The sequence below is a fragment of the Dyella soli genome (genome assembly GCF_054482295.1).
The window spans coordinates 1369481-1382210 of record NZ_JBTFFU010000001.1 but is presented as its reverse complement, the minus strand read 5'-3'; the positions used below and the strand labels follow the sequence as shown (position 1 = coordinate 1382210).

General features: G+C 68.0%; 11 protein-coding genes. 9 read left to right on the top strand and 2 right to left on the bottom strand.

What is annotated here, in order from left to right; translation table 11 throughout:
* The first annotated feature begins 34 nt into the window (after nucleotides 1–34).
* The 4 genes from panB (at nucleotide 35) to pgi (ending at nucleotide 3984) form a co-directional block, all read left to right on the top strand.
* Nucleotides 35–865: a 3-methyl-2-oxobutanoate hydroxymethyltransferase gene (gene panB / locus ACXU4B_RS06300; protein ID WP_131408775.1), complete on the top strand. Its 831-nt coding sequence runs from the start codon at nucleotides 35–37 to the stop codon at nucleotides 863–865.
* 26 nt (nucleotides 866–891) lie between these two features.
* Nucleotides 892–1737 (top strand): pantoate--beta-alanine ligase, encoded by an 846-nt coding sequence (gene panC, locus ACXU4B_RS06295; RefSeq protein ID WP_131408773.1) that lies wholly within the window; start codon nucleotides 892–894, stop codon nucleotides 1735–1737.
* A gap of 104 nt (nucleotides 1738–1841) precedes the next feature.
* Nucleotides 1842–2228, top strand: a complete 387-nt coding sequence (panD, locus tag ACXU4B_RS06290) for an aspartate 1-decarboxylase (protein WP_090450268.1) — start codon at nucleotides 1842–1844, stop codon at nucleotides 2226–2228.
* A 112-nt stretch (nucleotides 2229–2340) separates the two neighbouring features.
* Nucleotides 2341–3984: a glucose-6-phosphate isomerase gene (gene pgi, locus ACXU4B_RS06285; protein ID WP_131408771.1), complete on the top strand. Its 1644-nt coding sequence runs from the start codon at nucleotides 2341–2343 to the stop codon at nucleotides 3982–3984.
* Here the strand turns inward: pgi and queG are convergent.
* On the bottom strand, nucleotides 3981–5051 hold the full coding sequence (gene queG, locus ACXU4B_RS06280; protein WP_131408769.1) for a tRNA epoxyqueuosine(34) reductase QueG: 1071 nt from the start codon (nucleotides 5049–5051) through the stop codon (nucleotides 3981–3983). The two genes, pgi and queG, sit on opposite strands and share 4 nt — an antisense overlap.
* A 59-nt stretch (nucleotides 5052–5110) precedes the next feature.
* On the opposite strand from queG, the gene ACXU4B_RS06275 reads away from it, so the two are divergent.
* The 5 genes from ACXU4B_RS06275 to ACXU4B_RS06255 all read left to right on the top strand — a co-directional run bounded on the left by ACXU4B_RS06275 (nucleotide 5111) and on the right by ACXU4B_RS06255 (nucleotide 11812).
* Nucleotides 5111–6595: an NAD(P)H-hydrate dehydratase gene (locus ACXU4B_RS06275; protein ID WP_131408767.1), complete on the top strand. Its 1485-nt coding sequence runs from the start codon at nucleotides 5111–5113 to the stop codon at nucleotides 6593–6595.
* On the top strand, nucleotides 6592–7050 hold the full coding sequence (gene tsaE / locus ACXU4B_RS06270; protein ID WP_131408765.1) for a tRNA (adenosine(37)-N6)-threonylcarbamoyltransferase complex ATPase subunit type 1 TsaE: 459 nt from the start codon (nucleotides 6592–6594) through the stop codon (nucleotides 7048–7050). Before ACXU4B_RS06275 ends, tsaE begins: the two co-directional genes overlap by 4 nt.
* Before the next feature lie 229 nt (nucleotides 7051–7279).
* Nucleotides 7280–8857 (top strand): N-acetylmuramoyl-L-alanine amidase, encoded by a 1578-nt coding sequence (locus tag ACXU4B_RS06265; protein WP_240734023.1) that lies wholly within the window; start codon nucleotides 7280–7282, stop codon nucleotides 8855–8857.
* Between the two features lie 131 nt (nucleotides 8858–8988).
* Nucleotides 8989–10827, top strand: coding sequence for a DNA mismatch repair endonuclease MutL (gene mutL / locus ACXU4B_RS06260; protein WP_131408761.1), 1839 nt, complete (start codon nucleotides 8989–8991; stop codon nucleotides 10825–10827).
* Between the two features lie 73 nt (nucleotides 10828–10900).
* Nucleotides 10901–11812, top strand: coding sequence for a DUF1684 domain-containing protein (locus ACXU4B_RS06255; protein ID WP_131408759.1), 912 nt, complete (start codon nucleotides 10901–10903; stop codon nucleotides 11810–11812).
* 69 nt (nucleotides 11813–11881) lie between these two features.
* On the opposite strand, the gene ACXU4B_RS06250 is transcribed toward ACXU4B_RS06255, so the two are convergent.
* Nucleotides 11882–12664 (bottom strand): enoyl-CoA hydratase/isomerase family protein, encoded by a 783-nt coding sequence (locus ACXU4B_RS06250; protein ID WP_131408757.1) that lies wholly within the window; start codon nucleotides 12662–12664, stop codon nucleotides 11882–11884.
* Between the last annotated feature and the right edge of the window lie 66 nt (nucleotides 12665–12730).

Sequence of the window (12730 nt, the reverse complement as noted above, 5' to 3'; positions counted from 1 at the left end):
TAATCGCCGCCTGTTTCCGTTTTAAGGAATCGTTGTGTACGCGCAGAAAGCGAATGCACCTACGCGCAAGCCGGTTACCGTGCCGTCATTGCGTACGATGAAGGCGGAAGGCCGCCGCATCGTCATGCTCACGGCGTACGACGCCACCTTTGCGTCGCAGCTGGAACTGGCCGGCATCGATATTGCGCTCGTCGGCGATTCGCTTGGCATGGTGATCCAGGGGCATGCGAGCACGCTGCCGGTCACGCTCGATCACATGGTCTATCACACCAGCAACGTCGCGCGCGGCGTGTCTGCGACCTTGCTGGTGGCCGACCTGCCATTCATGGCCGATCGCGACGTCCCCCATGCCCTCGAGGCGGGTGCCCGCCTGGTAGGCGAGGCCGGCGCGGCCATGGTCAAGATCGAAGGGGCGTCGCCGCACATCCTGGAAGCGATTTCCGCCCTGGTGGAGCGGGCGATTCCGGTGTGCGCTCACCTCGGCCTGACGCCGCAGTCGGTACACAAGTTCGGCGGTTTTCGCATCCAGGGACGGGAGCGGGAAGCCGCGGACCGGCTGGTGGCGCAGGCGAAGGCCGTTGAAGCCGCGGGCGCCGACCTGCTGGTGCTGGAAGGCATGCCGACGTCGCTGGGCGAGCGCATCACGCAGGCGGTGGCGATCCCGACCATCGGCATCGGTGCCGGTCCGCATTGCGACGGCCAGGTGCTGGTGATCCAGGACATGCTGGGCATCACACCGGGCAAGCGCCCGAAATTCAGCAAGGATTTCCTCGCAGGACGCGACTCGGTGGCTGCGGCGATTGCGGCCTATGCCGAGGAAGTGCGCGGTGGCGCCTTCCCGGCCCCGGAACATTGCTTCGACTGAAGCAGCCACAAGACAGGCTCTGATCCATGCAAACAGTGCAAGATGCCGCGGCGCTGCGCGCCATGATTCGCGGGTGGCGCGGCCAGGGGCTCACGGTGGGTTTCGTGCCCACCATGGGCAACCTGCATGCCGGCCATCATTCCTTGATCAAGCTGGCCCGGGCCCGCGCCGATCGCGTGGTGGCCAGCGTGTTCGTGAACCCGACCCAGTTCGGTCCGAACGAGGACTTCGAGCGTTATCCGCGCACGCTGGTGCAGGACCAGGCCGGACTGGCCGAGCACGAATGCGACCTGCTGTTCGCTCCCGAGGTGGTCACGATGTACCCGTTCGGCCCGCAGAACAGCGTGAGCCTGCGGGTGCCGCAGCTCACCGAGATGCTCGAAGGCGCGCACCGCCCGGGGCATTTCGATGGCGTGGCCACGGTGGTCTGCAAGCTGTTCAACCTGGTGCAGCCGGACCTGGCCGTCTTCGGCCAGAAGGATTTCCAGCAGCTGAAGGTGATCGAACGGATGGTGCGCGACCTGTCGCTGCCGGTGAAGATCATGGCGGCTGCGACGCTGCGCGCCGAGGATGGCCTGGCGCTGAGCTCCCGCAATCAGTACCTGTCGGCCGAGGAGCGCGCGCTGGCGCCGCAGATCCACGCCACGCTCGCCCAGATGCGCGAGCTGGTAGCCAAGGGGCACGCCCGGACGGTGGTGGAGCAGGCGGCGGCATCCAAGCTGGCGCGGGCCGGTTTCGATCCGGACTACGCGGCCATCCGGCGTGCCGAGGATCTGGCCGAACCGGCCGACGGCGAGCGCGAGGGCCTGGTGGCGCTGATTGCCGCTCGCCTGGGCAAGACGCGCCTGATCGACAACTTGCTGTTCGACTGAGCAGCCCCATATTCGGCCTTGGGCCAGGGTGATGTTGCAGTGCGATGTTCCCCGGCCGGATAATGCCGCGCTCAGCGCACTGTACCTGCCGGAAAACTGAAGTCATGAACCTGAACATGCTCAAGGCCAAGATCCACCGCGCCACGGTGACTCACGCCGAGCTCCATTACGAAGGCTCCATCGCGATCGACGGCCTGTTGCTCGATGCCTCGGGCATCCGCGAGTACGAGCAGATCCATGCGTGGAACATCAACAACGGCAAGCGCTTCGTCACCTATGCGCTGCGTGCCGAAGAAGGCTCGGGCATCATCTCGGTCAATGGCAGCGCGGCCCATCGTGCCCAGCCCGGCGACCTGATCATCATTGCCGCGTTCGCGCAGCTGTCCGAGGCCGAGGTCGAGCAGTTCCAGCCGACCCTGGTCTATGTGGATGCGGACAACCGCATTTCGCACACCAACCGCTCCATTCCGAAGCAGATGGCGGCAGCCTGAGCTCGGCGGCCCCGCCCATCGGCGGGGCCTGGTTGCGGTGCAACATTGTGCTGGCGCGGGACGCCGGGAGCTGCGTAAGATCGGCGTTCCCGTCCCCCATGCCCAAGAGCCCATGTCGCCCGAGCGCCGTTCGTCCTTCCTGGCTGAGCACGTTGACCGTCTTTCGCGCAGCTCGCTGCGCGAATTGCTGAAGGACATCCCGCGCGGCGAACGCCTGCGGCAGCGGCTCGGGCCGATCTTGCTGGACCTGAGCCGGCAGCAGCTGGACGGCGCCGCGCTCGATGCGCTCGGCACCCACCTCGAAGCCAGCGACTGGCAAGCCTCGCGCAATGCCATGTTCGCCGGCGCGCCCATCAATACTTCCGAACAGCGTGCCGTGCTACATACGGCCTTGCGTGCGGGCGAGTCGCGCCTGCCGTCGCCCGCGCCCCGCGCCGTGCTGGCGGAGATCGAGCAGACCCTGCAACGCATCGAGGCGCTGGTGCAGGCCATCGGGCACGGCGATGCCACCGCCTTCGGCATCGCCCATGGCATCACCGACGTGGTCAACATCGGCATCGGCGGCTCCGACCTGGGGCCGCGCCTGGCCGTGCGTGCGCTGGCGCCGTTCCACGTGGCTGGCCTGCGCAGCCACTTCCTGACCAATGTCGACGGCCAGGCGGCGCACGACCTGATGGCGCAGCTCGATCCCCGGCGCACGCTGGTGATCATGGTTTCCAAGACCTTCACCACGCAGGAAACGCTGCTCAATGGCCAGGTCCTGCGTGACTGGATCAGCCGCGCCTACGACGGCAATGCGCGCGAAGTGTCGCGCCACTTCCTGGCGGTGAGCGCGAACGTGCCGGCGGCGGAAAGCTGGGGCGTCCCGGCGGCGCAGGTGTATCCCATGTGGGACTTCGTGGGCGGCCGCTTCTCGCTGTGGTCGGCGGTCGGCCTGTCGCTGGCGATCGCGGTCGGCATGGAGCATTTCCGTACGCTGCTGGCCGGCGCCGCGCGCATGGACGATCACTTCCGCAGCGCGCCGTGGCAGGAAAACCTGCCGGTGCTGCTGAGCCTGGTGGAGTTGTGGAATCGCAACGCGTTCGGGCGCGGCAGTCGCGCCGTGGTGCCGTATGCCGATCTGCTCACCGACCTGACCTCGTACCTGCAGCAGCTGGAGATGGAAAGCCTGGGCAAGCAGGTGACACCGCAGGGACAGCCGGCGGGCCAGTCCACCTCCGCCGTTGTCTGGGGCAGCGTGGGCACCAATGCGCAGCACGCGTATTTCCAGGCGCTGCACCAGGGCACCGATGTGGTGCCGCTGGAGTTCATCGGCGTGGTGCAGCCCGCGCACGAGCTGCGCGGCAATCATGACGCGCTGTTGTCCAACCTGCTGGCACAGGCCGCCGCGCTGGCGCTGGGCAAGACCTTCGACGAGGCCCTGGCCGAGGCGAAGGAGGGTGACGAGGCCGCACGCCGCGTGCTCGCCGCGCAGCGCACGTTTCCCGGCGACCGTCCAAGCACGGTGATCCTGCTCGATGCACTGACGCCGGAAAGCCTGGGTGCGCTGATCGCGCTGTACGAGCACAAGGTGTTCATGCTCGGCCACCTGTGGGGCATCAACGCGTTCGACCAGTGGGGCGTGGAGCTGGGCAAGTCGATTGCGCGGCAGATCCTGCCGGCGCTGGAGAGCGATTCGGCAAGCGCCAGCGCATTCGATTCGGCCACGCAGGCGTTGATCGAGGCGATCCACCAGCGCCGCAAGCAAAGCGATTAGGACGGGTGCCTCGCCAGCGCCCAGGCCACATGCTCGCGCACGATCGCCGATGGGTGGTCGGCGCGCGCCAGCAAGGCCTGCCGCACGTCGTCCGAAGGCGGTGCGTTGCCCAGCGCCACGGCAATATTGCGCAGCCAGCCCTCGTAACCCGTGCGACGGATGGCCATGCCTTCCGTGCGCTGCAGGAATTCCTGCTCGCTCCAGCCGAACAGTTCGACCAGCCTGGCGCCGTCGAGGCTATGGCGCGGAGCGAAGTCGGGTTCGCTGGCATCTTGCGCGAACTTGTTCCACGGGCAGATGAGCTGGCAGTCGTCGCAGCCGAAGATGCGGTTGCCCATCGGTGCCCGCAGCTCCTCGGGAATGCTGCCGCGCAACTCGATGGTGAGATAGGAAATGCAGCGGCGCGCATCGAGTTGGTAGGGACCCACGATGGCCTGGGTAGGGCAGATGTCGATGCAGCGACGGCAGGAGCCGCAATGCGCGCTGGCCGGTTCGTCGATCGGCAGCGGCAGGTCCGTGTACAACTCGCCCAGGAAAAAATACGAGCCGGCGTGGCGGTTGATCAGCACGGTGTGCTTGCCGATCCAGCCGAGTCCCGCGTTGCGCGCCAGGGCTTTTTCGAGCACGGGTGCGGAGTCGACGAAGGCGCGGTAGCCAAAATCGCCGATCGCCCCGTGGATGCGCTCGGCCAGTTTCTGCAGGCGGTTGCGCATGAGCTTGTGGTAGTCGCGGCCCAGCGCGTAACGCGCCACGTAACCGGCCTCGGCATCCTCCAGAACGTTCCACGCGTTGCGCGTGCCGGGCGGTATGTAATCCATGCGCACCGAGATCACGCGTAGCGTGCCGGGCTCCAGCTCTGCCGGGCGGCTGCGCTTGTCGCCGTGGCGGGCCATGTATTCCATCTCGCCATGATGGCCATCGTCGAGCCATCGCTTCAGGTGAAGCTCGTCCTGCGTGAGGTCGGTGCCCGCGATGCCGGCATCGGCAAAACCCAGCTCGCGCGCCCAGCGCCGGATGTCGGCGGCGAGGGCAGCGTAGTCGGTAGCGTGGTGGGCGGCCGTGGGCATGTGCGTATTGTAGGCGCTGCGCGAGCGGGGCCTTCGCCGGTCATGCCTATAATTCCCGCATGACTGCCTGCGACCATCGCCACCAGCTCTTCACCGTCGACCAGGTGCGCGCGCTTGACCGCCGTGCCATTGAAGAACTTGGCGTCGCCGGCTACGAGCTCATGCAGCGCGCCGCTGCGGCAGCGCTGGTGTGCCTGCAGCAGCATTGGCCGCGGGCACGTCGCATCGCGGTCTACTGCGGTCCCGGCAACAACGGCGGCGACGGCTACCTGCTGGCGTCGATGGCGCGCGAGGCTGGATTGCAGGCGGTGGTGATTGCGCTGGACGCGAGCCGCGGCGACGACGCGATCCGCGCGCGGCACGAGTTCGAGCAGGCTGGCGGCACGGTGATCCGGTGGCACCAAGACGAGCCGTTGCCGGTCGTGGACGTGCAGGTCGACGCGCTGTTCGGCACCGGGCTGCGCCGTGCGCTGGCGCCGGATGTCGCGGAACTGGTGCGTCGCATGCAAGCCAACGGTGCGCCCGTGCTGGCGCTCGACGTGCCGTCCGGCGTCAATGCCGACTCCGGCGCAGTGCCGGGCGAGGCCGTAAGTGCCAGCGTCACCGTGAGCTTCATCGCGGCCAAGCGGGGTCTCTATACGGGCCAGGCGCCTGGCCATGTGGGACAGATTCAGCTGGAGCCGCTGGGCCTGCCCGAAGGGCTCTGGCAGGGTGTCGAGGCCGATGCGGAACTGATGCAGGCGCACACGCTGCCGCCGCGACCCCGGCAAGCCCACAAGGGCAATAACGGGCACGTGCTGGCCATCGGCGGCGAACACGGCACCGCCGGTGCGATCCGCCTGTGCGGCGAGGCCGCCCTGCGCGCCGGGGCCGGCCTGGTCAGCGTGGCCACGCGCGGCGAGCATCTGGTGGCGCTCAACAGCGCCCGGCCCGAGCTGATGGCGCATGAGGTTGATGGCATGCAGGCGCTGGCGCCGCTGTTGCAGCGGGCTACGGTGCTGGCGGTCGGCCCGGGGCTCGGGCAGGGCGCCTGGGGACATGCCCTGTGGCTGGCCGCCCTGGATGCCGCGCTGCCGCTGGTGCTCGATGCCGACGGCCTGAACCTGCTGGCGCGCGAACCGCGGCCGCTGTCGGGTACGGCCGTGCTGACGCCCCATCCGGGCGAAGCGGCGCGCCTGTTGGGACAGGACACCGCCGCCATCGCCGCGGATCGCTTTGCAGCGGCGCGCGAACTGGCGCGGCGCTATCGCGCCGTGGTGGTCCTCAAGGGTGCCGGCAGCCTTGTGGCAGCTCCTGACGGCCGCGTGGCCGTATGCCCCTGGGGCAATCCCGGCATGGCCTCCGGCGGCATGGGCGACCTGCTGACCGGCATCATCGCGGCCCTGCTGGCGCAGGGTTGTGACGCCTGGCAGGCGGCCGTCCTGGGCACCGGCCTGCACGCGCGCGCAGGCGACCTGGCAGCCCGCCAGGGCGGTGAACGTGGCCTGCTCGCAGGCGACCTGCTCGGGCCCCTGCGCCTGCTGCTCAATGGACGGGAATCATGAGCGCCAACGGCTGGAATCTTTCCGACGAAGCGGCCACCGGTGCGCTGGCCGCCCGGCTGGCCGGCGCGCTGGGCGAAGGACTCGTGATCTATCTCCATGGCGAGCTGGGCGCCGGCAAGACCAGTTTCGCCCGGGCCCTGCTGGGGGCGCTCGGCGTCGGCGAGCGCATCAAGAGCCCGACTTACAGCCTGGTGGAGTCCTATTTCGCCCGCGGACGGCCCGCCTGGCATCTGGATCTGTACCGCATCGCCGACCCGGGCGAGCTCGAATGGCTGGGTCTGGATGCACTCTCCGACCCGGCGGCCCTGGTCCTGGTGGAGTGGCCCGAGCGGGGCGCCGGCGCGCTGCCGGCGGCTGACCTGGTCCTGCACCTCAGCTACGCGGGGACCGGCCGCAAGGCCGTCATGGAGCCGAAGACCGCGCGGGGCGAGCAGGTGGTCGCGCGGTTGTCGTGAGGGCGGGTCCCGGCGCACGGCCGTGGCTGTCAGGCGTGCCTAAGTATTGATCTGGCTTGAGATTTTTCCCGCTGTGGACGGGGCGAACGAAGCCTTCAGTTTGCGTGGCTTGCGGCCGATAGCTGGATATCTTCTGACAAATCTTCTGCAGGTCATGGATATTCAAGGGAAAACCTCTTGCAATCGGCACGGCACTGGGCTTCAATTCGGCTCCATGAAGGGATCCAGGATGAATCCTGCTCGTTTTGGCGCCGTGGCCTTGCTGGCCCTGGCGCCTTTTTGTGCTGCAGGTGCCGCCGACATCAAGTCGGCGAGGGTCTGGGCCGGCAGCGAATACACCCGCGTCGTGCTCGATGTCTCCGGTCCGGTCACCTACAAGGTCAGGCAGGACGGTGAGCAGCTCACCGTGGACGTGGACGACAGCAGCTTCAGCAGCAGCTTCAGTTCTCCCTCGTCACAGGGCCTGTACAAGGGCATGACGGGCTCCAGGCAGGGCAGCAGCGCGCGGCTGACGGCATCGGTCGCCCCCAGTAGCACCGTAAAGACCTTCCTGCTCAAACCGCAGGCCGAGTACGGCTACCGGCTGGTGGTGGACCTGTACCCGGGCAGTGCCAGCGCGGCCAGCCGGCCGGCGGCGGCTCCGCTGCAGGACGACGACAGCCCGGCACCCGACGTGTCGGTGGCCCCGGTGGCCGCTTCCGCGCCGGTTCGCAGCCCGGGCAAGACCAGCCTCAAGCCTACCCAGAGCGGCATGGCGTCCACGCGTGCGGCGGCCGCGTTGCTCAACGGCGAGCGCAAGGTGGTGATTGCCATCGATGCCGGCCACGGCGGCGAAGATCCGGGCGCCCACGGCCCCGGCGGCACGCTGGAAAAGAACGTGACCCTGGCCGTGGCGCGCGAACTGGCCGAGCAGATCAACCGCCAGCCCGGCATGAAGGCCGTGCTGACGCGCAGCTCCGACTTCTTCATTCCGCTGGCGCGCCGTTACCAGATCGCGCGCGACAACGCTGCGGACCTGTTCGTCTCGATCCACGCCGACGCCTTCGTCAACGGCGACGCCAAGGGCTCGTCGGTATGGGTGCTGTCGCCGCGAGGCAAGACCAGCATGGCGGCGCGCTGGCTGGCGGACGGTGAAAACCGCGCGGACCTGATCGGCGGCGTCACGCTGGACGACAAGAACGACGGCCTGGCGGCCGTGCTTTTGGACCTGCAACAGGGTTATTCGATGCAGGCCAGCGAGTCGGTCGCCGGCAACGTGCTCAAGGCCCTGGGCAACCTCGGTCCCACGCATCGCGGCTATGTCGAGCGTGCGAATTTCGTGGTGCTGCGTTCGCCCGACGTGCCGTCCATCCTGGTCGAGACCGCCTTCATCAGCAATCCGGATGAAGAGCGCAAGTTGCGCGACCCCTCGCACCAGGCGCACCTGGCCGAGGCGGTCATGAGCGGCGTGAAGGGCTACTTCGAATCGACGCCGCCGCCGGGCAGCTGGTTCGCCGCGCAGGCGGCACGCCGCAACAACGTGGCGTCGACGGTGGCTTCCTCGCAAGGCGATGACGGCGACACCTCGGCGCGCGCCAGCCGGGCCGTTGCCCAGGCCATGGCCTCCGCCGGCGACGGCGGGGCCAGCACCGGCGCGCCACGGGCCGACGACGGCGTGCGCGACCTGCATCGGGTCGAGCGTGGCGAGAGCCTGCGCAGCATCGCCCGCCAGTACGGCGTGAGCATCGACGCGCTGAAAAACGCCAATCGCATCAACAGCGAAAGCAGCATGCGCGTGGGCATGGTGCTGACCATTCCGGCGGGCTGAAAAAAACTGGCTTGAGCGGGGCAGTGCGTGGTGCCGGAGGGCTGCGCCATTCGTTGCTTTCCCTCGCATTGCACGCCGCTGGGCGCACTCCTGCGCTTTCCCCTCATGACGGCAGGCTTTAAGCTTCACCGATGCCTGTCATCCGTCCGCTTCCGCCCGAACTCATCAACCAGATTGCCGCCGGCGAGGTGATCGAGCGACCATCGTCGGTGGTCAAGGAACTGGTCGAAAACAGCCTTGACGCCGGCGCAACGCGCATCGAAGTCGACATCGAGCAGGGCGGCGCGCGACTGATCCGCGTGCGCGACGATGGCTGCGGCATCGCGCCCGACGAGCTCCAGCTGGCCGTGGCCTCGCACGCCACCAGCAAGATCGGCAGCTTCGTCGATCTTGAGCACGTTGCCAGCATGGGGTTCCGCGGCGAAGCGCTTGCCTCGGTGTCGTCGGTGTCGCGCTTTGCGCTGACCTCGCGTGCGCAGGGGCAGGACACGGCATTCCGCATCGAAATGGATGGCGGAAAGATGCAGGCCGCCCGGCCCGCGCAGCATCCGCAAGGCAGCAGCGTGGAAGTGCGCGACCTGTTCTACAACGTGCCGGCGCGGCGCAAGTTCCTCCGCGCCGAGCGCACGGAGTTTGCGCATATCGACGACCTGCTGAAGTCGCTGGCGTTGGCGCGCGGCTCGGTGGAATTTCGCCTGAGCCACAACGGCAAGCCGGTGCGCATCCTCAAGTCGGCCCGCGATGAAGGTGCGGCGCTGCAGCGCGTGGCCGAGGTGCTCGGCGAAGAATTCCCGGCGCAGAGCCTGCGCATCGACCACGCCGCGGCGGGCCTGCATCTTTCCGGTTGGGTCGGCCTGCCGACGGCGTCGCGTTCGCAGGCCGATTCGCAGTACTTCTACGTCAATGGCCGGCTGGTACGTGATCGCGTGGTCGCCCACGCCGTGCGCCAGGCCTATGCGGACGTGTTGTTCCACGGCCGCCACCCGGCGTTCGTGCTCTACATGGAACTCGATCCGGCGGGCGTGGACGTCAACGTGCATCCTGCCAAGCACGAAGTGCGTTTCCGCGAACAGCGGCTGGTGCATGACTTCCTGTTCCGCACCTTGCACGAGGCGCTGGCGCATACGCGCGCAGGGCAGGGCGGGCTTCCGGCGGCCGAGCCGGCCGCGATGGCCACGCCGGCTTACGGGGCAGCACTGTCGGCCCAGCCAACGGCTGCGGCAGCGCCTTCCTGGCCCCATTCCTTCAGCCAGAGCCGGCTGAGCCTGGGCGTGCGCGAGGAACCACTGGCCGGCTATGCGGCGCTGCTGGGCGAACCCGCCGCCACGGGCGGCCCGCTTGCGTTCGCCGCCCAGGCTCCCATGCCCGATGCGGCCGACGGCGAGGCGCCACCACTGGGCTTTGCCATTGCCCAGCTCAAGGGCATCTACATCCTTGCCGAGAATGCGCACGGCCTGATCCTCGTCGACATGCATGCCGCGCACGAGCGCATCACCTACGAAAAGCTCAAGGCAGGTCGTGCGTGCAGCAACCTGCGTTCGCAGATGCTGCTGGTGCCACTGAACGTGGCAGTGAGCACGAAGGAGGCGGCTGCCGCCGAAGAGCACGCCGATGCGCTGGCCGAGTGGGGCCTGGAGCTGTCGCGCAGTGGTCCGTCCGGTGTCGTGGTGCGGCGCATACCGGCTCTGCTCGAAGGCGCCGACGTGGCGCAGCTGTGCCGTGACGTGCTTGGCGAGCTGGCCCAGCACGGCAGTTCACGGCGCCTGCAGGAGCAGGAAAACGAGCTGCTCTCGACCATGGCCTGCCACGGCTCGGTTCGCGCGGGGCGGCGTCTCACGATGCCGGAAATGAATGCCTTGCTGCGCGAGATGGAAGCCACCGAACGTTCCGGCCAGTGCAACCATGGCCGGCCGACGTGGACGCAGCTGAGTCTGCCCGAGCTGGACAAGTTGTTCCTGCGCGGCCGTTGAGTACCCGCCGCCGGGCTTGCTTCACGCGCAAATGGACGTCCATACTCGGGTCTTGATGCCGACGGGGCCTGCCATGTTGCGTACCGCCGTTCTTGTTTTCTTCTTGAGTCTTGGAGTCGCCACCGTGCATGCCCAGAACACCAGTGCCACCGCGCCGGCCGATTTTCCCCAGCAGGTCCAGCAATGGCAGCACCAGCGGCTGGCCAACCTGACGGCACCTGGCGGCTGGCTGAGCCTGATCGGACTCGAATGGCTGCAGGAGGGCGCCAACCGCGTCGGCAGCGCTGCCGACAACGACATCGTGCTCAAGGCCGGTCCGGCCCATCTGGGCGTGGTGACGCTGGCCAGGGACGGCGCGCTGCACATCGCGCTGGACAAGGACAGCGGAGCGACGGTCGACGGCAAACCGGTGCGCGAGGCCGCGCTGGTCGATGACATGCACGCCGGCGATGGCGCGCCGACCGTCGTGGCGTTCGGCAGCGCAAACTTCTTCGTGATCGACCGCGATGGTCGCAAGGCGTTGCGCGTCAAGGACAGCAACGCCGAAACGCGCACGCATTTCGTGGGTCTGGACTATTTCCCGATCGACTCGTCGTGGCGCGTCGTGGCCGACTGGGTGCCGTTCGACCCGCCGCACGAGCTGGAGATCGGCTCGGTGCTCGGCACGATCAACAAGGAGAAGGTGCCGGGCAAGGCGGTGTTCCATCGCGATGGCCACACCTACGAGCTGATGCCGATCCAGGAAGAACCCGATTCGCTGTTCTTCGTGATCGCGGACCGGACGTCCGGTCGCGACACCTACGGTGCGGCGCGCTTCCTCTACGCTGCGCTACCGCAGGACGGCAAGGTGGTGCTGGACTTCAATCGCGCCTACAACCCGCCGTGCGCGTTCACGCCTTACGCGACCTGTCCGCTCGCGCCGCCGGAGAACCGGCTGGATCTGGCGGTCACCGCAGGCGAGAAGAAATACCGCGGCGGGCATTGAGCGAGGAGTGCGTGGCGTGGAGTGAGTAACCAGAGGGCTTGCTCTCGCTACTCACTCCGTTCGCCTGTCTTATTGGCCCTTGAACACGGGCTTGCGCTTCTCGAGGAAGGCACTGGTGCCTTCGCGCATGTCCTCGGTGGAAAAGGCGAGCGCAAAGGCCTGCGTCTCGAACTCCAGGCCCTGGTCGATCGAGGTCTCGCCACCTTGCAGCACGGCGTCAAGGATGCCGGCGGCCGCCAGCGGTGCCGCCGCGGCAAGCTGGTCGGCCAGGGCATCGACCGTCTCCTCCAGCGCTTCCGGCGCCGTGATGCGCGTAACAATGCCCAGTTCGAGGGCCCGCTGGGCGCCGATCGCCGCGCCGGTGAGGCAGAGCTCCAGCGCGGCACTGCGCCCGGCAAGGCGCAACAAGCGCTGGGTGCCGCCAAAGCCCGGGATCAGTCCCAGGTTGATTTCGGGCTGGCCGAACTTCGCCTTCTCGCTGGCCACGCGCAGGTGGCACGCCATGGCCAGCTCCATGCCGCCGCCGAGCGCAAAACCCTGCACGCGCGCAATCACCGGCTTGCCGAGGCGCTCGATCAGGCTCATCAGGCGCTGGCCGGCACGCGAGAAGCCCTGGGCCTGCACCGGCGTGTAGCCGCTCATCTCCGAGATGTCGGCGCCGGCGACGAAGGCCTTCTCGCCAGCGCCGGCAAGCACCACCACGCGCACGGCGTCGTCCTGCGCGGCCTGGGTGAAGGCCAGCGTCAGCTCGTTGATGGTTTCCCGATTGAGGGCATTGAGCTTGTCGGGGCGGTTGACGGTGATGCTGCGCACCGCGCCGCGGTTGGCGATTTCCAGGTTCCGATAGGCCATGACGTACTCCGGCGAATGAAAGCGGAAATAGTACCAGCGGGAACCTTTGCCGCCGCCGGCGTTCTC

What these genes read in the sequence shown, in the direction of transcription:
- panC (WP_131408773.1), top strand. Translation starts at nt 892, where the DNA reads ATGCAAACAGTGCAAGATGCCGCGGCGCTGCGCGCCATGATTCGCGGG.
- panD (WP_090450268.1), top strand. Translation starts at nt 1,842, where the DNA reads ATGAACCTGAACATGCTCAAGGCCAAGATCCACCGCGCCACGGTGACT.
- pgi (WP_131408771.1), top strand. Translation starts at nt 2,341, where the DNA reads ATGTCGCCCGAGCGCCGTTCGTCCTTCCTGGCTGAGCACGTTGACCGT.
- queG (WP_131408769.1), bottom strand. Translation starts at nt 5,051, where the DNA reads ATGCCCACGGCCGCCCACCACGCTACCGACTACGCTGCCCTCGCCGCC.
- ACXU4B_RS06275 (WP_131408767.1), top strand. Translation starts at nt 5,111, where the DNA reads ATGACTGCCTGCGACCATCGCCACCAGCTCTTCACCGTCGACCAGGTG.
- tsaE (WP_131408765.1), top strand. Translation starts at nt 6,592, where the DNA reads ATGAGCGCCAACGGCTGGAATCTTTCCGACGAAGCGGCCACCGGTGCG.
- ACXU4B_RS06265 (WP_240734023.1), top strand. Translation starts at nt 7,280, where the DNA reads ATGAATCCTGCTCGTTTTGGCGCCGTGGCCTTGCTGGCCCTGGCGCCT.
- mutL (WP_131408761.1), top strand. Translation starts at nt 8,989, where the DNA reads ATGCCTGTCATCCGTCCGCTTCCGCCCGAACTCATCAACCAGATTGCC.
- ACXU4B_RS06255 (WP_131408759.1), top strand. Translation starts at nt 10,901, where the DNA reads ATGTTGCGTACCGCCGTTCTTGTTTTCTTCTTGAGTCTTGGAGTCGCC.
- ACXU4B_RS06250 (WP_131408757.1), bottom strand. Translation starts at nt 12,664, where the DNA reads ATGGCCTATCGGAACCTGGAAATCGCCAACCGCGGCGCGGTGCGCAGC.